Source organism: Kutzneria chonburiensis (genome assembly GCF_028622115.1).
In the GTDB taxonomy this organism is placed as follows: Bacteria; Actinomycetota; Actinomycetes; order Mycobacteriales; family Pseudonocardiaceae; genus Kutzneria; species Kutzneria chonburiensis.
The window spans coordinates 688347-709773 of record NZ_CP097263.1 but is presented as its reverse complement, the minus strand read 5'-3'; the positions used below and the strand labels follow the sequence as shown (position 1 = coordinate 709773).

The following is a 21427-nucleotide window of genomic DNA, read 5'->3' as shown; positions in this document are numbered from 1 at the left end:
GCGCGACCGATTGCCCGAAATGTCGGTGCCGCCGATCAGCCCGCCTACAGTGGCCGCATGCAGGCGCGGATCCAGGTCGACCAGCCCGACGAGCTGCGTTCGCTGCACCAGTGGTTGCAGCAGGAGGACGAGCTGCGCGGCCAGGTGACGCTGGAGAACGCCCCGCCCGTGCCGGGTGAGATGGGCACGCTGGCCGACGCGCTCGTGGTGGCTGTCGGCAGCGGCGGCGCGATCACCGTGCTGGCCAACTCGATCACGGTGTGGCTGCGGCAGCGCAAGTCCGCCGTCACCGTGAAGCTCACCGAGAACGGCCGGACCGTCGAGGTCACCGTCGACCGTGCCGCGGATGCCGAGGCAATCATCCGGAGCGCCCTCGGTGACCAGGGGCGTCTCGTGGATCATAACCGCGATAGCCGCGCCGACGCGGCCCCTGGCGGCACCGCGGGAACACCCGAATACACCCGGTATGAGGGCGTTCCCGCCGCACCGCCAGGAACCACCTCGATCCCGACTCTCATCGATCATGATCCACGAGACACCCCCTAGCGGCGAGCGGCTGCCGGATCTCGCCCGCTCACGCGCCGTGCTGATCGGGGTGGCCCGCTACCGTGACGACCACCTGCACGATCTGCTTGGCGCACTGGGGAATGTGCAAGATCTCGCCGACCGGCTCGGCGACGAGCGCACCGGCTCGTTCCGCCGTGACAGCGTCACCACGATCCCCGACCCCGAGCACGCCGGGTTGCTGGGCGAGATGGTCGCCGCCGAGGCCCGCCAAGCCCAGGACACCTTCCTCGTCTACTACGCCGGGCACGGTCTGCTCGACGCCCAGGGCCGGCTGTACCTGGGCCTGACCACGACGAACAGCGAGAGCGTCTACTACTCGGCCATGCCGTTCGACTACATCCGGGAAGCGTTCCTGAACAGCCCGGCGCGCAACCGGATCCTGATCCTGGACTGCTGTTTCTCCGGGCGGGCCATCGAGGCGATGAGCGACCGGGACTCGGTGGTGTCCGGACAGATCGAGATCAGCGGGGTCTACACGCTGACGTCGGCCCCGGCCAACCAGCCGGCCATCGCCCCCGACGGCGCGCGGCACACCGCCTTCACCGGCGAGTTGCTGCGGCTGCTCAACCACGGCGTGGCCACCGGTTCCGAACTCATCACGCTCGAACAGATCTACATCCACCTGCTGGCCGCGCTGACCGCGGGCGGGCTGCCCAAGCCGCAGCGGCGTGGCACCGGCACGTCGGATCTGCTGGCGCTGGCCCGGAATCCGGCCTGGCACGCACCGTCCACTGAGGACGAGCACGGCGCGCTGCCGGTCAACGTCATGCGTCTGCTGGAGGATCACGACCAGCGGATCCGGCGCGGCGCCGTGGATCTGTTGGCGGTGCTGGCCGACGACCCGAACTACGCCGACCAGGCGTTCACCACGCTGACGCACCTCACCGACGACGACAGCCGGATGGTGTCGGCGGCAGCCCAGGCCGCGTTGCGGAACCTGGAGGCGGCCAAGCAGGCCGCGCGCCGCGAGCCCGAGCCTGCGCGCGTCGGCCCGCCGCCGGCCGAGCCCGCGGTCGCGCCGACCAGCAGGCTGTCGGTGGGAATGTCGTTCGGCACCACCAGCTCCGCGATCAGCGTGCTGCGCGACGGCAAGCCGATCGTGGTGCCCAACGCCGAGGGGCAGCGGACGACGCCGTCGGTGGTCTCCTTCGCCCGCAACGGGGACGTCCTGGTCGGGGAGTCCGCACGACGCGCCGCCGTGACCAACGTCGACCGTACGATCCGGTCGGTCAAGCACCACCTCGGCACCAGCTGGCGGATGCGGATAGACGAGAAAACCTATACCGCGCAGGAGATCGCCGCGCGCGTGCTGATGAAGCTCAAGCGGGACGCCGAGGCCTTCCTCGGCCAGGCGATCACCGACGTGGTGGCGACGGTGCCGGCGCACTTCGGGGACGCGCAGCGGCTGGCCACCCTGGAGGCGGGCCGCATCGCCGGCCTGAACATCCAGCGCATCCTCAACGAGCCGACCGCGGCCGCGCTGTCCTACGGGCTCACCCGGGGCGAGCCGGAGCACACGATCATCGTCTTCGATCTCGGCGGCGGCACGTTCGACGTGTCGCTGATCGAGATCGGCGACGGGGTGGTCGAGGTTCGGGCCACGAGCGGGGACACCACGCTCGGCGGTGAGCAGTTCGACCGGCGGATCGTGGAGTGGCTGGTCCAGCGGTTCAAGGCGGCCACCGGCGTCGACCTGAGCCGGGATCCGGCGGCAACGCAGCGGCTCATGGACGCGGCGGAGAAGGCGAAGATCGAGCTGTCCAGCATCAACTCCACCACCATCACCCTGCCCTACATCAGCACGGACAACGCCGGGAACCCGCTGTTCCTCGACGAGACCTTGTCCCGCGCCGAGTTCCAGCGGATCACCGCCGACCTGCTCGACCGCACCCGTCCGCTGTTCCGCCGGGTGATCGAGGACGCGGAGCTGTCGATCGGCGACATCGACCACGTGGTGCTGGCCGGTGGCGCGACCCGGATGCCGGCGGTCGCCGAGCTGGTCCGGCAGCTGACCGGCGGCAGGGAGCCCTACCGCGGCCTCGACCGTGACGAGGCCGTGGCCATGGGCGCCGCACTACAGGCCGGCGTGATGATGGGCGAGATCAAGGACGTGCTGCCGCTCGACGTGACGCCGCTGTCACTGGGCATCGAGACCAAGGGCGGCGTGTTCACCAAGCTCATCGAGCGCAACACCACGCTGCCGTGCAAGCGCACCGAGGTCTTCACGACCGCCGACGACAACCAGCCGTCGGTGCTGATCCACGTCTTCCAGGGCGAGCGCGAGATCGCGGTGCACAACAAGAAGCTGGGTGAGTTCGAACTACGGGGCATCGCCCCCGCGCCGCGCGGCGTGCCGCAGATCGAGGTCACCTTCGACATCGACCAGAGCGGCATCGTGCACGTCCACGCCAAGGACCTGGGCACCGGCAAGGAACAGTCGATCACCATCACCGGCGGCTCGGCGCTGCCCGTGGCCGACATCGACCGCATGGTCGCCGAGGCCGAGACCTACGCCGAACAGGACCGGGTCCGGCGGGACGAGACCGAGGCCCGGCTGGCCGCGGAGTCGCTGATCTACAAGAGCGAGCAGCTCGTCACCGACAACGCCGCGGCGCTGCCGTTGTCGGTCCGGCAGGAGGTCCACCGCGCGGTCGAGGCCACCCGCAAGGCGCTGGACGCGAACTCGCCGTCCGCGCTCCAGCGGGCGGTCGGCGAACTGACCTCGGCCGTCCACAAGGCCAGCACCGCCCTCTACCAGCAGCGAAGCTGACCGGCCCCGATCGTCGGTCGCTCGACGACCGGGGCCGGCGGGCTCAGCCGTCGGAACGCCTGCGGTGCAGGCTGAACTTCTCGAACACCGACAGGTCGCCGTGCGGCTTGTTCACGTTGTAGTACGTGACGTGCATGGTCGTGGTGTCGCCGGGGTGGCGGCCCGGGTCGACGGTGAAGGCGGCGAAGCCGTACGGGTGGTCGAGGTCGCGGACCGCGCTGTACACGGCCTCTTCCTTGACATAGGTGGAAGTTCGCTTGCCGTTGGAGCCCGGCGTCGCCGACACGGCGGTGATGACCTTGCCGGTGCCGTCCTTGAAGAAGGAGCCGTTGGTGGTGCCGGAAACGCCGCCGCCGCCGAGGATCATGTGCACGGTGCCGTGGGTGGCGTCGATGTTGTCGGTGGCCGACGACACCGGGTTGGGCGTCAGGGTCTCGCTGCCGGGCACGACGCCGTGCACGGCCAGCGACCGCTCGTAGTCGTGCTCGTGCCCACACAGCACCAGGTCCACGCCGTACTTGTCGAACAGCGGCCCGTACAGCTGGCGCAGCCCGAGATCGGCGCCGTTGGCGTCGGAGGTGCTGATCATCACCTGGTGCATGGCGACGACGATCCAGTCGATGTCACGGGACCGGCGCGCGGCGGCCAGCTCCTTCTCCAGCCACTTGAGCTGGCGGCCGCCGGAGTAGCCGTTGACGTAGACGTCGCCGCCGTCCTGGAGGCAGTTGTCGTCGTTCTGGAGCACGATCACCCGCACCGAGCCGGCGGTGAAGCCGTACCACAGGCCCTGGAGCTCCGCGTCGGTCTCGGTGGACGGCAGGTCGAAGTAGGCCTGGTAGGCGGCAAGGCCGATGGGGCCGTTCTGCTTCTCGATCTCGTGGTTGCCGGCGGCCGGCATCCACGGCCGGAACCGCGCCGAGCGGGTGTTGTTGGTGAAGAAGTTGTTCCAGGTGCGGACCCGGTCCACGTCCAGGTTGGCGTAGCACAGGTCGCCGTTGAGCAGGTGGAACAGCGGGGCCACGGTCTCGATGCCGGTGACGATGTCCTTGGTGGCCGGCGTCGAGTTGGCGTCGAGGCCGACGCTGCCGTTGCTGGCCCACGTGACCTGCGGCGCGGACTGGTCGCCGAAGCTGGTGAAGGTGAACGGCATCCGGCCCGACGGCGCGGTCCGGAAGGTGCCGGCGTCCGGGGTCGCGCCGTCGTGCTGGGCGGCGTACATGTACTGGGTGTTGGGGCGCAGGCGGTTCAGCGTGGCGTGGTGGATGTAGACCGTGCGACCGGAAGTGCCGTCCACATAGGTCTTGGTGTCCGCATCGGCGCAGCCGCCGAAGCCGCCTTCCAGCGTGCCGTAGACGACCCGCGGCTTGCGCACCGAGCTCTCGGTGATCCAGGAGACGACCATCTGGCGCGCCGGGTCGGCCCCGAACTGGAGGTGCAGGCCCTGCACCGGGGTGCTGCCGTTGCCGACGCTCGGCACGAACGCCGGCGTGGCGGCTTCCGCGGTGGCGGTGCCGAGCAACGGGGCCGCCACGGCGGTCGCGCCGAACAGGCCCAGCGCCCCTCTTCGGCTGACAGTGCGCTTGTCGGACATGCGGGTCTCCTCAGCTCCGGGAACGCGAGGAACCTAGGCCGAGGGAGCATCCATGCCATGAACGCCATCTGTCCGTACGGTGAATCAGCCCGAGGGACCGAACCTTTCGACCCGGATGTCCTCCGTCGGCACGCCGATGTCGAGCAGCAACATGCTTGCCGCCTCGGCGAAAGCGGCCGATCCGCAGACGTAGCAGACGGCGCCGGGCGTGTAGAGGGGCAGCAGTTCGTGCGCGGTCAGCCGACCCGCGGCCCGGCCGCCGAAGTCCTCCCGGGTCACCGCGATCAGCGCCCCGGCGGCCGTAAGTTCGGCGGCATAGGGCAGATCCACCGCCGTGCGCACCGACGCAGCCACGCGGAAGTTGTCGGAATTGTGCCGCAGCATGGAAATCATCGGCACGACACCGGAGCCGCCGCCGATGCCCAGCGCCGGCGTGCTGCCGTTCCACGCGAACCAGCCGCCGATCGGGCCGCGGATCTCCAGCTCGTCGCCGGGCACCACGACATCGGCCAGGTACGTGGAGACCTCGCCGTCCTCGAGCCGTTCCACGAACAGCTCCAGCAGCGGGTCGTCCGGCGCCGACGCCACCGAGTACGAGCGCTGCGCCCGGTAGCCGTCCTCGGCGGTCAGCCGAATCACGTAGTGCTGGCCGGACAGATGCCGCACCCGGTCCGGCACGTCCAGCCGCAGCGTCACGCTGTGCGGGGTGTCGTGGCTCGTCGAGATGACCTTGGCGTAGCGCCAGCCGCGGGGGTCAGTCACCTTGGTACCGCTGTTCGCGCCAGGGGTCGCCGAGGTCGTGATAGCCGTTGCGCTCCCAGAAACCCTGCACGTCGTGGTCGAGCAGGGTCAGCTTGGTGACCCATTTGGCGCTCTTCCAGAAGTACAGGTGCGGCACCAGCAGCCGCACCGGGCCGCCGTGGTCGCGGTGCAGCGGCTTGCCCTCGTGCGTCCACACCAGCCAGGCCTTGCCGTTGCGCAGGTGCTCCAGCGGCAGGTTGGTGGTGTAGCCCGTGGTCGACGTGGCCAGCACGTGCGTGGCCGTGTCCAGCGGCTCGGCCTGGTCCAGCAGCAGGTCGATGCTGACGCCGCCGAACCGCGTGTCGAACTTCGACCACGTGGTGACGCAGTGGATGTCGCCGCGGTACTCCTCCTGCGGCAGCGCGTGCAGCTCGTCCCACGTCCACCTGCCGGGTTTGCGCACCAGGCCGTCGACCGTCATGGTCCAGCGGTCGGTGTGCACCCGTGGCGTGACTTCCGCGGTCAGCACCGGGAAGTCGCGGCCGATGTCGTACTGGCCGGGCGGCAACCGCCGGTCCCTCGGGGCCCGTCGCTTGCCGACGAAGCCCCGCGTCGGTCGACTCATGGCCGCAGTATGCCTTCGCTGTCGGGAAACCGGCTACCCGAAGAATTCTTCGAACTCGGCCAGCACCTGTTCCGGCCGTTCCTCGGCGAGGAAGTGTCCGCTGTCCGGAATCACGCGGATCCGCACGTCGGTGGCGGCCCGCGTGATGGCCGCCTCCACCGCCGGGGCGGCCCAGGGCGCCAGCAGGCCCAGCACCGGGGTCGTCACCTTGTCGTACGAGCGCAGGTCCTCGATGTCCCGTTCGAACGCCTGGTACCACCGGTTGCCCGCCGTGATCGCCTCTTCCGTGTCGTACGCCGCCGCGTAGATCGCCCGGTCGCGGTCCGGGATCGCCGCCGGGTCCAGGGCCAGTCGCTCGATCATGTGGTCGACCAGCAGCCGGGCCCGGCCGGCGAGCAGCTGCGCCGGCAGCGTGGTCAGCTGGTTGAAGGCGAACCACCACAGCGCGTTCGGCCCCAGCACCCGCAGCTCGTGGAAGGAGTCGCTCGGGTGCGGCACGTCCAGCAGCGCGATCTTGTTCACGGACTCGGGGTGGTTGGCCGCCAGGCTGAACGCCACCATCGCCCCGATGTCGTGCCCGGCCACATCGGCCTTTTCGTGGCCGAGGTGGCGGATCAGCTCGTGGACATCCCCCGCCATGGTCTTCTTGTCATAGCCCATTACCGGCTTGTCCGACCCGCCCATGCCCCTGAGATCGACCGCGATCACCCGCCGCCGCGCCAGCTTCGGCAAAATCCGGTGGTACGACCACCAGGTCTGCGGCCACCCCGGCAGCAGCACCAGCGGCTCCCCTTCGCCACCCGTCACGTAGTGCAGCCGCGTCCCGTTCACCTCCGCGTGCCCACTCCGCAGCCCCAGCTCCGCCGCAAGCTCGACGTCACCCATCCTCACACCTTTCCAGACCGTTCGTTCCATAATTTTTCGCTACCTGAGTGGCTCAGTTGGCCTCAGCACCCAACTGAGCCACTCACGTGCCCGGGGGATGCACGTGAGTGGCTCAGTTGGCTTCGGAGCGCAAATGAGCCACTCAGGTAGCGGCAAAAAGCGCGGGGGTCGGTCGGGCCGGGTCAGGCGAGGAGGGTGAGCGCCTGGTCGAGGGCGTCGCGGATGCGGTGCTCGTCCGGCCGGTGGGCCATCACCCGCAGGCCCTGCATGAACGTCACCAGGAACCGGGCCAACGCCTGCGGATCCTTGTCCGCCGCCAGCTCCCCCTCGTCCTGCGCCCGCACCAGCGCCCCGGCCAGCATCGCCTGCAAGCCGTTGAATCCCCGTTCCACCAGCACTTCGATGCCACTGACCGCCGGGCATTCGACCGCGGTGTTGGTGATCAGGCAGCCCTTCGGGTCGGTGACCGCCTCGAACGCCACCGACGCCATCAGCTCCCGCACCGCCGCCAGCGGGCTCGGCCCGGACAGCAGGTCGAGGTAGCGCAGGCCGAGATCGCCCGAGTACCGCTTCAGGGCCTGCCGGTAGAGCTCGTCCTTGCTGCCGAAGGTGGCGTAGATGCTGGCCCGGCCGATGCCAAGGTGATCGACCAGATCCTGCACCGACGTCGCCTCGTAGCCCTGCCGCCAGAACAGGTCCAGCGCCGCCCGCAGCGCGACGTCCGGATCGAACTCCTTGGTCCTGGCCATGCCGCCACGCTAGCCATAACGGAACGATCGGTCAAGAAGGATAGGCTGCACGGCATGATCGCCGACCGGGACACCGTCCGCTCGCTGCTGCGCCACCTGACCGAGCAGGACCTGCCGCTGCGGCTCTCGGTGGTCGACGCCGGCGGAGAGTCCGCACAGCCGCTGCACTCGATGCTGACCGGAGACATCTCCTGGCCGTACCCGCCCGCGGCCACCCACGGCACGCTGCCGACCACAATCGAGGACGTCGCTGCGGCGCTGCTGCCGGTCGACGTGCCGACCGACCGCCTGCTGGCGTTTCTGGTGAACACCTGCACCCGCGATCTCGCCTACGGCGTCGAGACAGGTCCGGTCCGCACGGCCGAGGCGACGACGATGCTCGCGCGGTTGATCGACCTGCTCGGACCCGAGGCGCGCTGGCGGAGCAACTGCGACCTCTCCTACGTGAGCCAGTGGAGCGAGACCGGCAAGCCAAGTCCGCTGAGCTGGAACCCGTTGACCCACTACACCTTCGACCGCGCCGTCATCGGCACGGGCGGCGGCATCACGGTGACGTTCCTGGCGGTTGCCGAGGATTAGGGGATGGTGCGCGGCGAGGGAGCCGCCGTCAATCCCGGCGCGACGCGAGGTCCGCACCAGGAAAATGGTGCGGACCCGAAACGAAAACGCGACAAGAACCGCACTACGCGGACTTGCTCTGCACGGTTTGCAGGTAACGCACGATTCCGACGACGGCGGCGAGCACAGCCACCGCGCCGCAGACGACCATGATTGCGGTGCCGATGCCGGCCATCGACGAAGCGGTCGTGCAGGTCGCCTTGTACGTCGACGAGACGCGCTGCTCGATCTGGTGCAACAACGTCGAGCAGGACTGCACCTCGGAGGCGTACTTGGCGTGCATGCTCGCACCGATCACCAGACCGATGACGGCCGCGACCATGACACCGACAGCCCCTTTGGTGTAGCGGTCGACCATGGGTTCACCATCCTCGCATATTCCATCACACGAATTCCGGACCCGTTGCCCGTGAACTGTGATGACACGTCGTCGACCTGTCGCCATGTGTTAGCGATGGAATCCACGTATGCGAATTCGAGACACCTGTACATCCGATCGAGTGACACGGGTCCGGCCGCCGCTAACGATCATTGTCGGCCCGCCGATAGCGTTCAGGAAATGGTGCGCAAAGGGGACAGCATCGCGGCGACGGCCTGTGCGACGAGCCCGGCGATGCCTACCCACAACGCGGCCGAGAGGCCGATCCAGTCGGTGAGCACGCCGCCGAGGGCGGCGCCGAGCACGAGGGAGCCGCGGTTGAACGAGCGCATGGTGGCGTTCATCCGGCCCTGCAAGCGGTCCGGCGTGACGCCTTGGCGGTAGCCCATCTCCAACGGGCTCTGGATGCCGATGCCGAGCCCGAACACGAACTGCGCGGCGCCGACCATGATCAGACCGGCGATACCGCCGCCGCCGAACGGGACCAGCAGGTAGCCCAGCGGGACCAACCAATGCCCGGCGACGATGACGGGCCCGCCGCCGAGGCGCCGGCCGAGGCGAGTGGACAACAGCGCGCCGAGAACCCCGCCGACGCCGGCCGCGGCGACGGTCACGCCGTACGCCAACGAATCGGCATGCAGCACCCGCACGAGGTACAGCGGCAGGGCGGTGCTGGCGATGGCATTGAAGAAGAACCACACGTGCCCGGTGAGCGCCATCGCGGCCAGCACCGGGTCGCGGTACACCCACGCCAGGCCCTCCCGCATCTCCCGCCGCAGGTTGCGGGATTCGGGCCGCTCAACCGGCTCGTCGACGCGGACGCGGGCCAGCAGGAGCCCGGAGAGCAGGAACGACACGGCGTCGACCAGCACGGCGGCGGCCGCGCCGACGGCCTGCACGAGCGCACCGGCCAGCGCGGGCCCGACCATCTGCGCGGTGGAATCGGTCTGGTGCAGACGGGCGTTGCCGTCGGCCAACTGCTCCCGCGGCACCAGACGCGGCAGGAACGACTGGTGCGCGGCGTCATAGGCCAGCGACAACGTGCCGATCAGGGCCGTCAGCACGATCAGCACCGGCATCGACAGCCGATCGAACGCCGCCAGCAACGGGATCACGGCCATCAGCACGAACCGGGCCAGGTCGGCCCCGACCAGGATCGGCTTGCGGTGACACCGGTCCACCAGCACGCCGGCGACCACGCCGAACAGCAGGTACGGCAGCCACGGCGCGGCCCGCAGCAGGCCGAACTCGGTGCCGGTGGCCTGGAGCACGTTGGCCGCCAGCAGCGGCACCGCCACCGTCGTCACGTACGAGCCGGTCATGGAGACGGCGTCGGACGCCCAGAACAGCCGGAATCCCGGCGAGGCAAGTAACCGAGTATCGCTCATGCGGCCAGTGCGTAGCCGAGGAACACCGCGCCCAGGCCGGCGATCAGACTGATCAGCACGTTCATCACCGCGTACACATAGGCTTTCTGCTCGATCAGCCGCAGCGTCTCGTAGCTGAAGGTGCTGTACGTGGTCAGCGCGCCGCAGAAACCGGTGCCCGCCAGCGCCGCCACCCCGCTGGGCAGCGTTGTCCCCAGCCCGGCAAGGAATCCCAGCACCAGGCAGCCGACGACGTTCACCGTCATGGTGCCCCACGGGAAGATCGAGTCGTGCCGGACCTGCACGGTCCGGTCGGTCAGATAGCGCAGCGGGGCGCCGACCATCGCCCCCACGAACACCAGAACCAGCGTCACACCGCCACCGGCTTCCGGGTCAGCGCCCGCATCAACACCACGCCGCCCAGCACCGCGAGCATGGCCGCGGCCAGCGTGCCGAACAGGTACGCCATCGCCAGCGGCACCTGCCCCGGGGTGAGCATGGCCCGCGTTTCCACGGCATAGGTGGAAAAAGTGGTGAAACCGCCCAGAATGCCCACGCCGAGGAACGGTCGCAGCAGCGGCCGCTGTCCCCATCGGACCATCAGCACGCCGATCAGGAAACAGCCCACCACGTTGATGAGGAACGTGCCCAAGGGAAAGTGATCCGGCGTGGTCGGCAGCCACTGCGAGATGCCGTAGCGGGCCAACGCCCCCAACCCGCCGCCGAGCGCGATCACCACCAGCACCCCGCCGTGGGTACGGGCCAGCTCACGCCGTTGCGCCGGGATATGGACGTCGACATCGGGGTCGACGGACACACATCCTCCTATGGGAACCGCCCTCAGCATAGCTTGCCGTGCCTGCGGGTACTCCCGGCACCAAGGAGGTGCGCAGTCATGCCCCAGGCGTGGAGCAACAAGCGTGAGCGGCAGTACCAGCACATCAAGGACTCGCAGAAGGAGCGCGGCGCCAGCACGAAACGGGCCGAGGAGATCGCGGCCCGCACCGTGAACAAGAACCGGGCCCAGGAAGGCGAGTCCCGCACCGCGAGCCGGTCGTCCATCAAGGACGTGTCGCCGCAGCACCGCGGCGGCAAGCGCTCGCACTCCGGCTCGCAGGGCCCGACCAGGGACCAGCTCTACAACGAGGCGAAGCAGCGCAACATCAAGGGCCGCTCGAAGATGACGAAGAAGCAGCTGGCCAACGCGCTCGGCCGCTAGCCGAGATCGCCCAGCGCCGACTCGACGGACTCCCGGATGTCGAAGCCCGCGTCGAGGCCGGTGATCTGGAGCGGGCGCAGCACCACGCGGTTGTCGGCGGCCAACCGCAGCGTCACCGACGCCTGACCGGCCTTCGCGCTCACGGCGGCCAGCATGGCCAGGCCGGCCGAGGCCAGGAAGGTCAGCCCGGTCAGGTCGACCACCAGGCCGGCCGGCGCGCCCTCGATGGCGTTGTCCAGCTCGAGGGTCGCCGCCGGCACGGTCTGCATGTCGAGCTCACCGGCCAGGCGGACGACGGCGACACCGCCGACCAGCTCGGTGGCGGCGGCGAAGGAGCCGGAGTTCTCGGGCACGTGCTCTCCCATGGTCGACTGACGCCGCAGAATACGGCACGGGTCAGTTCTCGCCGGCCTCGCCCAGCACCGTCTGCATCGTGTCGAGCAGCTGATCGGCGTCCACCGGCTTGGTCACGTAGCCGTTGGCCCCGGAGGCAAGGCTCTTCTCCCGGTCGCCCTGCATGGCCTTGGCCGTGACGGCGATGATCGGCAGGTCGGCGAACTGGGACATGGCCCGCACCGCGGCGGTGGTGGCGTAGCCGTCCATCTCCGGCATCATCACGTCCATCAGGATGAGGTCGATGTCGGCGTTGGCCAGCAGCACCTCGATGCCCTTGCGGCCGTTGGGGGCGTGCAGCACGGTCATGCCGTACGTCTCCAGCATGCCGACGATGGCGAACACGTTGCGCACGTCGTCGTCGATGACCAGCACCTTGCGCCCGCGCAGGCCGTCGTGCGCGTGCTCCTCGGTGGACAGCTGCCGCACCAGCCGCTCGCGCAGCGCGTCGACGCTGCCGACCAGCTCCACGGCCCGGTTGCGCACGTGCGACTGGAGCAGCCGGTCCTGGGCCGGCGTGAGCGGCCGCGACAGGTAGGCGAACACCGGCAGCGCGACCAGGTCGGGGTGGTTGGCCAGCCGCTTGAGGAACGTCAGCGACATGGCCTCGGGCAGGTTGAGGTCGACGACAACGGCCTGGTGCGGGGCGGCCAGCAGCGCCGACACGGCCTCGTCCGGGGTGGCGGCCACCGTGACGTGCGGATCCCCGAGGGTGACGGCGACCTGCCGGGCCAGCGTGGACAGCTCGTCGCCGCCGGACTCCAGCACCAGCACCCGGCGGCGGGCGTCCGGCGCGGCCGGCTCCAGGGCCGGCGCGGGCTCGGCGAAGTCCGGCTCGACCGGCAGGTGCAGGGTGAACGTGCTGCCGACGCCGAGCTCGCTCTCGGCCTTGATCTCGCCGCCGAGCAGGTAGGCCACCTCGCGGCTGATCGACAGGCCGAGGCCGGTGCCGCCGTACCGGCGGCTGGTGGTGCCGTCGGCCTGCTGGAACGCGCCGAAGATGGTCTCCAGGTTGTCCGGGGCGATGCCGATGCCGGTGTCCGAGACGGCGAACTCGACGGTGTCGCCGGCCAGCCGCACTGCCAGGTTGACCCGGCCGGTCTCGGTGAACTTGACCGCGTTGGACAGCAGGTTGCGCAGCACCTGCCGCAGCCGGGGCTCGTCGGTGTAGATGTGCTCGGGCACGTCCGGCGCCACCTGCACGCCGAAGCCGAGGCCCTTCTCCACGGTCAGCGGCTGGAACGTGGCCCGCACGTACTCCAGCAGCTGCGGCAGCGGGAAGCGCTCCGGGTGGATGTCCATCTTGCCCGCCTCGACCTTGGACAGGTCGAGGATGTCGTCGATCAGCTGGAGCAGGTCGGTGCCGGCGGAGTGGATCACGTTGGCGAACTCGACCTGCTTGGGCGTCAGGTTGCGGCTGGGGTTCTGGGCCAGCAGCCGGGCCAGGATGAGCAGGCTGTTGAGCGGCGTGCGCAGCTCGTGCGACATGTTGGCCAGGAACTCGGACTTGTACTTGGAGGTCAGGGCCAGCTGCTGGGCCCGTTCCTCCAGCTCCTGGCGGGCCTGCTCGATCTCGAAGTTCTTGACCTCGATGTCCCGGTTCTGCCGGGCCAGCTCGGCGTTGGAGCGGCGCAGCTCGCCCTGCTGCTCCTGGAGCTGCTCGGAACGGGCCCGCAGCTCCTGGGTCAGCCGCTGGGACTCGGCCAGCAGCGAGTCGGTGCGGGCGTTGGCGATGATCGTGTTCACGTTGACGCCGATGGTCTCCATCAGCTGCTCGAGGAAGTCCCGCTGGACCGGCGTGAACCGGCTGAAGGAGGCCAGCTCGATCACGCCGAGGGCCTGGTCCTCGAACACGATGGGCAGCACGATCAGGCTGGCCCGGTTGGACGAGCCCAGGCTGGAGGCGATGCGCACGTAGTCGGTCGGCGTCTGGTCGACCACGATGGCCTTCTTGGTGCTGGCCACCTGTCCGACCAGCGACTGGCCCAGCCGGAACTCGGTCGGCAGCTCGTCGTGCTGCTCGTCGCCCAGCCGCACCGTGCCGTAGCCGGCGACCAGCCGCAGCGTCACGCCCTCCTCGCCCGGCTCGGCCAGGAAGAACGTGCCGAGCTGGGCGTCGACCAGCGGCGTCAGCTCGTTCATGATCAGCTCGGCCACCATCCGCAGCTCGCGGTGGCCCTGCATGAGACCGGAGAACCGGGCCAGGTTGGTGTTGAGCCAGTCCTGGTCCTGGTTGGCCCGCGTGGTCTCGCGCAGCGACTGCACCATCGAGTTGATGTTGTCCTTGAGCTCGGCCAGCTCGCCCTGCGCCTCGCCCGTGATGGAGCGGGTCAGGTCGCCGGTGGCCACGGCGCTGGTCACCTCGGCGATGGACCGCACCTGCCGGGTCAGGTTCAGCGCCAGCTCGTTGACGTTCTCGGTGAGCCGCTTCCACGTGCCCGACACGCCCTCGACCTCGGCCTGCACGCCCAGCCGGCCCTCGCGGCCGACCTCCCGGGCCACCCTGGTCGACTCGACCGCGAACGAGGACAGCGTGTCGACCATCGTGTTGATGGTCGTCTTCAGCTCCAGGATCTCGCCGCGCGCGTCCACGTCGATCTTCTTGGACATGTCGCCGCGGGCCACCGCCGTGGTCACCTGGGCGATCGACCGCACCTGCGAGGTCAGGTTGTCGGCCATCACGTTCACCGAGTCGGTGAGGTCCTTCCACGTGCCGGACACGCCGGGCACCCGGGCCTGGCCGCCGAGCATGCCCTCGGTGCCGACCTCGCGGGCCACCCGCGTGACCTCGTCACCGAAGGCCGACAGCGTGTCGACCATGGTGTTGATGGTGTCGGCCAGGCCGGCGATCTCGCCCTTGGCCTCGACGCGGATCCGCTTGGTCAGGTCGCCCTGGGCGACCGCGGTGGCCACCTGGGCGATGGACCGCACCTGGCCGGTCAGGTTGGACGCCATCACGTTGACGTTGTCGGTCAGGTCCTTCCAGGTGCCCGACACGCCACGCACGATGGCCTGGCCGCCGAGGTCGCCCTGCGTGCCGACGTCGCGGGCCACCCGCGTGACCTCGTCGGCGAAGGCCGACAGCTGGTCGACCATCGTGTTGATGGTCTCCTTGAGCTCCAGGATCTCGCCGCGGGCGTCGACCCGGATCTTCTGCGTCAGGTCGCCGCGGGCCACCGCCGTGGTCACCTGGGCGATGGAGCGCACCTGGTCGGTGAGGTTGCCGGCCATGACGTTCACCGAGTCGGTGAGGTCCTTCCAGGTGCCGGACACGCCCTTCACGTCGGCCTGGCCGCCCAGCTTGCCGTCGGTGCCGACCTCGCGGGCCACGCGCGTGACCTCGTCGGCGAAGGAGGACAGCTGGTCGACCATCGTGTTCACGGTGTTCTTCAGGGCCAGCATCTCGCCCTTGACGTCCACGGTGATCTTCTGCGTCAGGTCGCCCTTGGCGACGGCCGTGGTGACCTGGGCGATCGACCGCACCTGGGAGGTCAGGTTGCCGGCCATGAAGTTCACCGACGTGGTCAGCGCCCGCCAGGTGCCGCCGACGCCGGGCACCTGGGCCTGGCCGCCGAGGATGCCGTCGGTGCCGACCTCGCGGGCCACGCGCGTGACCTCGTCGGCGAAGGCCGACAGCTGGTCGACCATCGTGTTGATGGTGTTCTTCAACTCCAGGATCTCGCCGCGGGCGTCGACGGTGATCTTCTGCGTCAGGTCGCCCTTGGCCACCGCGGTGGTCACCTGGGCGACGTTGCGGACCTGGTCGGTCAGGTTGCCGGCCATGAAGTTCACCGAGGTGGTGAGGTCGCGCCAGGTGCCGGCCACGCCGGGCACCGTCGCCTGACCGCCCAGCCGGCCCTCGGAGCCGACCTCGCGGGCCACCCGGGTCACCTCGTCGGCGAACGAGGACAGCTGGTCGACCATGGTGTTGATGGTGTTCTTCAGGGCCAGCATCTCGCCCTTGACGTCAACGGTGATCTTCTGGGTCAGGTCGCCCTTGGCCACCGCGGTGGCCACCTCGGCGATGTCGCGGACCTGGCCGGTCAGGTTGCCGGCCATCGCGTTCACCGAGTCGGTCAGGTCCTTCCAGGTGCCCGACACGCCCGGGACGATGGCCTGGCCGCCCAGCTTGCCGTCGGTGCCCACCTCGCGGGCCACCCGGGTCACCTCGGACGTGAACAGCGCGAGCTGGTCGACCATGCCGTTGAAGACGGCGGACATCTCGTCCATCAGCACGTCGTCGACCCGCGGCAGCCGCGTGCTGAAATCGCCGTCACGCACCGCCTTGAGGCCCTGGAGCAGCTGCTGGAGCCGCTCGTTCTGCACGGCCTTGCCCTCCACCACCATCCACCGCTCCTACCGCGTCCGTACCCCGGAGATCCATCCTGGCACGCGAGCATCACGCAACGGACACTTCTACACTCGGCCGGTGTCCGACCTCGAACGGCTCGCCCGTCTGGTGGCCCATCAGCGGGAGCAGCTCGCACAGCTCCGGGCGCGCGCCGCCGCCGACGCCGTCCTCGAACAGGCGAAGGGGCGGCTGGTCGAGCGGGTCGGGGGCAGCCTGGCCCATGCCACCCAGCACCTGCACACGCTGGCCGAGAGCGTCGGACTGACGCCGCTGGAGATGGCCGCCGAGCTGATGGAGACGGCCCCGCCGCCGGCCGGCGGCGACATCCCCGTGCTGGGCCTGCGGCTGGCCGAGGCCCGCGTGTCGACCGCCCGTGACGGCGACGCGCTGGCCGATGCCGTGTACACCGAGGCGCTGCTGCCGACCGGCGCGGTGGCGCTGGCGATCTGGCGGGTCGAGCCGGACGGCACGTTGGGGCTGGTCGGCCAGCGTGGCCTGGGGGTGTCGGAGGCCAGCCGGTGGCGCCACCTGCCGCCCCAGTTCGCCGCCAACGTCCGTACCGCCGTCGCGGAGCAACGGCAGCTCTGGCTGCGGGCCGGCGTGTCGGATCCGGCGCTGGCGCCGGCAGCCGAGCGCTGGCCGGGCGGGGCTCGGGCCGTGCTGCCGATCCGCAACAGCCGGGCCGTGCTGGGCGCGCTGGAGATCTGCTGGCCGGTGCCGCGGCGGGAGTTCACCGCTGGTCAGCGCACCGAACTGGTCGCGCTGGCCGACCTGTGCGCCAGCGCCCTGACCGACGTGGACGGGGAGCAGTCCTGGCTGCTCGGGCTGCTGGACAGTCTCGTCGATGCCGTGCTCACGGCCCGGGCCGAGCGGGTCGGCGGCAAAATCGTCGACTTCGTCGTTGAGCACGTGGGCGAGGGCTGGCCGCTGCTGCCGGCGGACATGGTCGGCGAGCGGCTGCTGGCCCTGTTCCCGTTCGCGGCGAAGGCCGACGGGCTGTTCGAGCGGGCCGTACGGGTGCTGGAGACCGGGGTCAGCGAAGAGTTCCTTGACGAGGAGCGCCGGGTGCGGGTGGCCCGGCTGTACGACGGCGTGGCCATCAGCTGGCGGCAGCGTGGGGACGCCGAGCTGGCCGAGAACGCGCTGCGGGCCGGTGGGCTCGGTGGGTGGGAGGAAAGCCTGGTCACCGGGCGGGTGACGTGGACGCCGCGGCTGACCGAGGTGATCGGCGTCGGGCATCCGATGCCGCTGCGGGAGCTGGCCGCCGAGCTCGGCCCGGACGGCGAGTCGACCATGGGCCGGCTGCTGCACACCGTGATCAACGGCCGCCGGCCGGCCACTGCCGTGTTCAAGAAGCCCGACCGGCAGCTGCGGCTGTTCGCCGAGCCGGTGTTGACAGCGCCTGACTACCCGGGCGCCGGCGACGTCGTCGAGCTGCGCGGGGCGTGGCAGGACGTGACATCCGAGTACCACACGGAATTCGCGCTGGAGGTGACCGCGGAGCACGCCGACGAGCAGCAGAAACTGGCTATTCAGCTGCAACACGCGATCATTCCGCCGACCACGCAGCTGCCGCAGACCGCCGGGCTGGAGATTGCCGTGCGGTACCAGCCGGCCGCGACGCAGCACCTGGTCGGTGGCGACTGGTACGACGCCGTCGCGCTGCCGTCCGGGCAGTTGCTGCTCGTCATCGGCGATATCGCCGGGCACGGGATTCCCGTGGTCACGGGCATGATCGCGATGCGGAACGCGTTGCGTGGGCTGGCCATGACCGGGGCTCCGCCGGCGCAGATGCTGGCCTGGCTGAACACGAGCGCCGCGGCGCTGCCCGAGCGGGTCAGCGGGACCGTGCTGTGCGGGCTGTACGACGCCTCGACGTCAACGCTGGTCTGGGCGCGGGCAGGGCATCTGCCGCCGCTGTTGGTACGGGACGGCGTCGCGTCCTTGCTGCCTCTGCCGGCCGGTCCGCTGCTCGGGGCGTTCAGCACGCCCCGATACGAGGAGAGCACCCTGGTGCTTGCGCCGGGGGATCGGCTCGTGTTGTTCACCGACGGGCTCGTCGAGCGGCCCAACCTCGACATCGACGAGTGCCTCGACGACCTCGTGGCGACCGCGGCGCACACGGTCGAGGGGATTGAGCAGTACGCCGACCGGCTATTGGCGCATGTTGGAGCCAACGCTCGGGACGACACCTGCCTGCTCGCGCTGCGCGCGCGCTGAGCGGGCCGCGTCCTCCGGGGTCGCGAACACCGGGAACATCGTCAGCAGGCCGGTCAGCTCCAGCGGCAGCAGCGTCGCCCGGCGGGTCGCCACCAGGCACACCTCGACGCCCCGGGCCTGCGCCGCGCGCTGCGTCTCGATCAGGACCGACAGTCCGGCCGAGCCGAGGAAGTCGACGTCCCGCAGGTCGAGCACCAGAAACCGGGGCGACTCGTCGAGCGCCTCGGCGATGCGCGCCGAGGTCGCCGCCTGGGTTCCGACGTCGAGCTCACCGGACAGGGGCAGCGTCTTCACGTCTTCTTCGATCATCAGGGCGTCCCTTGTTCGCGTTCACCGCGGGTATAGATACCCGTCGCCCGCGCCCAGCAAACGCTGAGCGCGGGCGACTTCGGGGCAGATCACTTGCCCTTTACCGCGTCCTTCACCTTCTCGGCGGCGTCCTTGACCTTCTCGCCGGCCTGCTTCAAGCCGCCCTTGACCTGGTCCGCGCGGCCTTCGGCCTGCCACTGCTCGTTGCCGGTGGCGTCGCCGACGCCCTCCTTGACCTTGCCCTTGACCTCGTCGGCCTTGCCTTCGAACTTGCCTTCGGTGCTCATGTCTGTGAGCCTCCCTTCCGCTGACCTGAGGGTTCCCGAGCGGCCGGTCGCTAAACTTTGCGCCGCAAGGCTTTCTTCGCGTTTTCGGCGCGATGTAGCTCACACCCGTGCAGCAGTCCGTACGTATAGGCGTTGTCTCCGTCCAAATGCGACTGAATGCCGATCGCTCGGAGTTCCTGCCTGGCCACAACGGAATCCTGATGCGCGCCGAGGCGTTTGGTCAGCTTCTTCATACGGCGGGCCAGCTTCTCCTTGCCCGCCGCTTCCGCCGCGTACCTGGCGCGCTTCGCCGCCTTTCGCACGTCGTGCAGGGACCCTCGGTTGTTCGCCTCGTCGCGCCAGGCCTTCGCCACCCGCTTCTTCGTCTTACGCAGGCGCCCCTTCGGGTCGTTCAACCGGAGCTTGACCGTCTCCAGCCGATTCAGCAGCGCGAAGTACCTCTTGCTACGCAGGGCTTCCATCACCTTGGCGCGGGCTTGCTGCTCCCGTGGCGCAAACGTCTCCGTCAGCCGCTGCCGGACGTTGCCCAGCACCAGTTCTTCCGGCAGCTCGCCGATGCTCTGTCGCAGGTGTCCGTACAGAACCTCCAGGTCACGGGCCTCTCCCAGCACCGTTCCCAGCCACCGCAGCTCTTCCTTCAGCGTGCGGGACCCTCTATGCGCTTGCAGAACACTACGAATCCGTCGGCTGGCCACCCGCATCCGGTGCACCGCGTCGTCGGCATCCTGCCGTATCCGCAGGTCTTGTCGGCGCATCTCTTCCACCTGCTGTTGCACGTACCCCGTGACCCCATCCGCCTTGGGCCGTTTCGGAATTCGTTCCCCCAGCAGCCGAATCAGCTTCGCCGGCGCTTTCGACGGCCGTCCCAGCGTCCGCTCGACGGTCTCGAACACTTCTCGCCCGCCCGCCACCAGCTCCACTTCAATCTCACGCCAGGCCTTCATCTGCTCGTTCTCCCCGAGCGTCTGCGCCTCGACGTCGTCTTCTACGAGCTCCGCCGCCACCTTGCCGTTCTTGTCCAGCAGCTCCCACCGCTTGCGCCTGGTACGGATGTGCGCCACCGGTGCCAGCGGTTCTCCCCTGGTCAGCCCCAGCACCAGATCCGCCAGCTCTTTGGGAACCCGCTTCCCGTCTTTCTTCGCCCTGATCTCATCCCTCGCGTCACCCTCGATCGGCAGCTTCAGATGCCAGCCCGCGTCCGCACCCCCGAGCGCCGCCGCAGCGTCACCCCGCTCCGGGCCAGCCGGAGGTCGGCGGTGTCGTGATAGACCGCGTCCAGCAGCAGGTCTTCCCCGCTGCCCACCACGGTCACCCCCGGCACACCGGCCGGCAGCCCCTCCCCCACCGGCTCGTACTTGCGCTCCGTCTCCTTCGTCCGCGTAGCCATGACCGAGGGTTACCACGAAGCCCCCGCCGGTATGCATGGGTGGCGGCGAAGCGGGTCAAGGGCCCGATACAAGAGCGGACATGTCGGCGGCGATGCTGTCGAGGTACTGGGGTTGACCGGTCGAAGCGAACCAGTCCCACAGCTCGAGGGCGTGGTAGACGGTGTACAGGCGCAGGCGGTCGTCGGGGAGAGCGCCGTAGCCGTCGAGGAGGGCCGGGAGCTGGGCGCGGCGGCTGTAGTAGTCGGCCTTGGCCACGTCCAGCCACGGGTCGCCGGCCAAGGTGTTCTCGACGTCGACGAGGCCGGTGATCTTGCCGTCCTGGACGAGGAGGTTGCCCTCGTGGATGTCGTTGTGGCAGAGGACGGGGGCGACGCAGCGGGAGAAGAGGTCGGAGTGGGCGGCGACATAGGACTGGACGAGGTCGTGCAGGCGGGGATCGCCCTGTAGCTCTAGGAACTCGCGGAGCTTGCGGGCGAACTGGCGGCCCATGTAGGTGGTGTTGTCGGGCACGGGGTCGAGCACATGGGTGGTGACGTAACCGAAAGCGGGCTGGGGGATGGTGTGGATGGCGGCGAGCAAACGGCCCAGCTGGCGGTAGACGTCGGCGGGGTCGTCGACCGGGGTCTCGGACAGCGGAGTGCCGGGCAGATGGGTCATGACGGTGAAAGCGCGGCCGATGACGGAAGGGTCGGGCTCGACGCGAAGGACAGTGGGCACGGGGGCGACGCCGTGGGACGCCAACAGGCGATAGACGTGGGCTTCCTTGGACTGCTTCCAACGCCACTTCTCGTCATAGGCCTTGACGATCACGACGCGGTCGGCGGCGCGGAGCTCGAAGACCGGACTGAGCTGGCCGCCGGTGCGCGGGACGACGGCGGTGACCGAGACATCGGGCCACAGCGGGCGCAGCACGAGACCAGCCTGGAGCAGATCCACACCACCACTGTGGCACGGAACGGCAAGCCAAT

General features: G+C 69.6%; 21 protein-coding genes. 5 read left to right on the top strand and 16 right to left on the bottom strand.

Translation table 11 applies throughout. The features are described from left to right. The first annotated feature begins 57 nt into the window (after window positions 1–57). Window positions 58–546, top strand: a complete 489-nt coding sequence (locus M3Q35_RS03385) for an effector-associated constant component EACC1 (RefSeq protein ID WP_273940112.1) — start codon at window positions 58–60, stop codon at window positions 544–546. Further along, window positions 524–3337 carry a molecular chaperone DnaK gene (dnaK, locus tag M3Q35_RS03380; RefSeq protein WP_273940111.1) on the top strand — a complete coding sequence of 938 codons (2814 nt, stop codon included), beginning with the start codon at window positions 524–526 and terminating at the stop codon, window positions 3335–3337. The genes M3Q35_RS03385 and dnaK overlap by 23 nt, the downstream gene beginning before the upstream one ends. Before the next feature lie 43 nt (window positions 3338–3380). Here the strand turns inward: dnaK and M3Q35_RS03375 are convergent, their stop codons facing one another. The 5 genes from M3Q35_RS03375 to M3Q35_RS03355 form a co-directional block, all read right to left on the bottom strand. After that, window positions 3381–4928: a purple acid phosphatase family protein gene (locus tag M3Q35_RS03375; RefSeq protein ID WP_273940110.1), complete on the bottom strand. Its 1548-nt coding sequence runs from the start codon at window positions 4926–4928 to the stop codon at window positions 3381–3383. Between the two features lie 84 nt (window positions 4929–5012). Beyond that, window positions 5013–5690, bottom strand: coding sequence for an FAD-binding oxidoreductase (locus M3Q35_RS03370; RefSeq protein ID WP_273940109.1), 678 nt, complete (start codon window positions 5688–5690; stop codon window positions 5013–5015). Further along, window positions 5683–6294 (bottom strand): sulfite oxidase-like oxidoreductase, encoded by a 612-nt coding sequence (locus M3Q35_RS03365; RefSeq protein WP_273940107.1) that lies wholly within the window; start codon window positions 6292–6294, stop codon window positions 5683–5685. Before M3Q35_RS03365 ends, M3Q35_RS03370 begins: the two co-directional genes overlap by 8 nt. Window positions 6295–6327: 33 nt before the next feature. Then, complete coding sequence (locus M3Q35_RS03360) at window positions 6328–7179, bottom strand: alpha/beta fold hydrolase (RefSeq protein ID WP_273940106.1); 852 nt, start codon at window positions 7177–7179, stop codon at window positions 6328–6330. Window positions 7180–7361: 182 nt separating this feature from the next. Continuing rightward, complete coding sequence (locus tag M3Q35_RS03355) at window positions 7362–7928, bottom strand: TetR/AcrR family transcriptional regulator (protein WP_273940105.1); 567 nt, start codon at window positions 7926–7928, stop codon at window positions 7362–7364. 54 nt (window positions 7929–7982) lie between these two features. On the opposite strand from M3Q35_RS03355, the gene M3Q35_RS03350 reads away from it, so the two are divergent. Further along, a complete protein-coding gene (locus M3Q35_RS03350; protein WP_273940104.1) occupies window positions 7983–8507 on the top strand; it encodes a hypothetical protein in 525 nt (174 codons plus the stop codon). Window positions 8508–8610: 103 nt separating this feature from the next. Here the strand turns inward: M3Q35_RS03350 and M3Q35_RS03345 are convergent, their stop codons facing one another. The 4 genes from M3Q35_RS03345 to crcB (M3Q35_RS03330) all read right to left on the bottom strand — a co-directional run bounded on the left by M3Q35_RS03345 (window position 8611) and on the right by crcB (M3Q35_RS03330) (window position 11109). Further along, entirely contained in the window at window positions 8611–8904 is a 294-nt protein-coding gene (locus M3Q35_RS03345; protein WP_273940103.1) for a hypothetical protein, read from the bottom strand. Between the two features lie 194 nt (window positions 8905–9098). Further along, window positions 9099–10313: an MFS transporter gene (locus M3Q35_RS03340; RefSeq protein WP_273940102.1), complete on the bottom strand. Its 1215-nt coding sequence runs from the start codon at window positions 10311–10313 to the stop codon at window positions 9099–9101. Next, complete coding sequence (gene crcB / locus M3Q35_RS03335) at window positions 10310–10666, bottom strand: fluoride efflux transporter CrcB (protein ID WP_273940101.1); 357 nt, start codon at window positions 10664–10666, stop codon at window positions 10310–10312. Before crcB (M3Q35_RS03335) ends, M3Q35_RS03340 begins: the two co-directional genes overlap by 4 nt. Beyond that, window positions 10663–11109 carry a fluoride efflux transporter CrcB gene (gene crcB / locus M3Q35_RS03330; RefSeq protein WP_273940100.1) on the bottom strand — a complete coding sequence of 149 codons (447 nt, stop codon included), beginning with the start codon at window positions 11107–11109 and terminating at the stop codon, window positions 10663–10665. The genes crcB (M3Q35_RS03335) and crcB (M3Q35_RS03330) overlap by 4 nt, the downstream gene beginning before the upstream one ends. 78 nt (window positions 11110–11187) lie before the next feature. Here crcB (M3Q35_RS03330) and M3Q35_RS03325 point away from each other — a divergent pair, with 78 nt between their 5' ends. Then, window positions 11188–11511, top strand: coding sequence for a plasmid stabilization protein (locus M3Q35_RS03325; protein ID WP_273940099.1), 324 nt, complete (start codon window positions 11188–11190; stop codon window positions 11509–11511). On the opposite strand, the gene M3Q35_RS03320 is transcribed toward M3Q35_RS03325, so the two are convergent. Beyond that, window positions 11508–11864: an STAS domain-containing protein gene (locus M3Q35_RS03320; RefSeq protein WP_273940098.1), complete on the bottom strand. Its 357-nt coding sequence runs from the start codon at window positions 11862–11864 to the stop codon at window positions 11508–11510. The genes M3Q35_RS03325 and M3Q35_RS03320 overlap by 4 nt on opposite strands. 43 nt (window positions 11865–11907) lie before the next feature. Further along, complete coding sequence (locus tag M3Q35_RS03315; protein WP_273940097.1) at window positions 11908–16251, bottom strand: HAMP domain-containing protein; 4344 nt, start codon at window positions 16249–16251, stop codon at window positions 11908–11910. A gap of 82 nt (window positions 16252–16333) precedes the next feature. Between M3Q35_RS03315 and M3Q35_RS03310 the strand changes: the two genes are divergently transcribed. Next, window positions 16334–18475 carry a GAF domain-containing SpoIIE family protein phosphatase gene (locus tag M3Q35_RS03310; protein ID WP_273940096.1) on the top strand — a complete coding sequence of 714 codons (2142 nt, stop codon included), beginning with the start codon at window positions 16334–16336 and terminating at the stop codon, window positions 18473–18475. On the opposite strand, the gene M3Q35_RS03305 is transcribed toward M3Q35_RS03310, so the two are convergent. The 5 genes from M3Q35_RS03305 to M3Q35_RS03285 form a co-directional block, all read right to left on the bottom strand. Then, window positions 18410–18784, bottom strand: coding sequence for an STAS domain-containing protein (locus tag M3Q35_RS03305; protein WP_273940095.1), 375 nt, complete (start codon window positions 18782–18784; stop codon window positions 18410–18412). The two genes, M3Q35_RS03310 and M3Q35_RS03305, sit on opposite strands and share 66 nt — an antisense overlap. 89 nt (window positions 18785–18873) lie before the next feature. Next, entirely contained in the window at window positions 18874–19071 is a 198-nt protein-coding gene (locus tag M3Q35_RS03300) for a CsbD family protein (protein WP_273940094.1), read from the bottom strand. 50 nt (window positions 19072–19121) lie between these two features. Beyond that, window positions 19122–20168 (bottom strand): CYTH and CHAD domain-containing protein, encoded by a 1047-nt coding sequence (locus M3Q35_RS03295; protein ID WP_273940093.1) that lies wholly within the window; start codon window positions 20166–20168, stop codon window positions 19122–19124. Window positions 20169–20251: 83 nt separating this feature from the next. Then, window positions 20252–20458: a CYTH domain-containing protein gene (locus tag M3Q35_RS03290; RefSeq protein ID WP_273940092.1), complete on the bottom strand. Its 207-nt coding sequence runs from the start codon at window positions 20456–20458 to the stop codon at window positions 20252–20254. 55 nt (window positions 20459–20513) lie between these two features. Beyond that, on the bottom strand, window positions 20514–21395 hold the full coding sequence (locus tag M3Q35_RS03285) for a phosphotransferase family protein (RefSeq protein ID WP_273940091.1): 882 nt from the start codon (window positions 21393–21395) through the stop codon (window positions 20514–20516). Between the last annotated feature and the right edge of the window lie 32 nt (window positions 21396–21427).

Coding starts and splice junctions, on each gene's coding strand:
- M3Q35_RS03385 (WP_273940112.1), top strand. CDS start 58: ATGCAGGCGCGGATCCAGGTCGACCAGCCCGACGAGCTGCGTTCGCTG.
- dnaK (WP_273940111.1), top strand. CDS start 524: ATGATCCACGAGACACCCCCTAGCGGCGAGCGGCTGCCGGATCTCGCC.
- M3Q35_RS03375 (WP_273940110.1), bottom strand. CDS start 4,928: ATGTCCGACAAGCGCACTGTCAGCCGAAGAGGGGCGCTGGGCCTGTTC.
- M3Q35_RS03365 (WP_273940107.1), bottom strand. CDS start 6,294: ATGAGTCGACCGACGCGGGGCTTCGTCGGCAAGCGACGGGCCCCGAGG.
- M3Q35_RS03360 (WP_273940106.1), bottom strand. CDS start 7,179: ATGGGTGACGTCGAGCTTGCGGCGGAGCTGGGGCTGCGGAGTGGGCAC.
- M3Q35_RS03355 (WP_273940105.1), bottom strand. CDS start 7,928: ATGGCCAGGACCAAGGAGTTCGATCCGGACGTCGCGCTGCGGGCGGCG.
- M3Q35_RS03350 (WP_273940104.1), top strand. CDS start 7,983: ATGATCGCCGACCGGGACACCGTCCGCTCGCTGCTGCGCCACCTGACC.
- M3Q35_RS03345 (WP_273940103.1), bottom strand. CDS start 8,904: ATGGTCGACCGCTACACCAAAGGGGCTGTCGGTGTCATGGTCGCGGCC.
- M3Q35_RS03340 (WP_273940102.1), bottom strand. CDS start 10,313: ATGAGCGATACTCGGTTACTTGCCTCGCCGGGATTCCGGCTGTTCTGG.
- M3Q35_RS03325 (WP_273940099.1), top strand. CDS start 11,188: ATGCCCCAGGCGTGGAGCAACAAGCGTGAGCGGCAGTACCAGCACATC.
- M3Q35_RS03315 (WP_273940097.1), bottom strand. CDS start 16,251: ATGGTGGTGGAGGGCAAGGCCGTGCAGAACGAGCGGCTCCAGCAGCTG.
- M3Q35_RS03305 (WP_273940095.1), bottom strand. CDS start 18,784: ATGATCGAAGAAGACGTGAAGACGCTGCCCCTGTCCGGTGAGCTCGAC.
- M3Q35_RS03300 (WP_273940094.1), bottom strand. CDS start 19,071: ATGAGCACCGAAGGCAAGTTCGAAGGCAAGGCCGACGAGGTCAAGGGC.
- M3Q35_RS03290 (WP_273940092.1), bottom strand. CDS start 20,458: ATGGCTACGCGGACGAAGGAGACGGAGCGCAAGTACGAGCCGGTGGGG.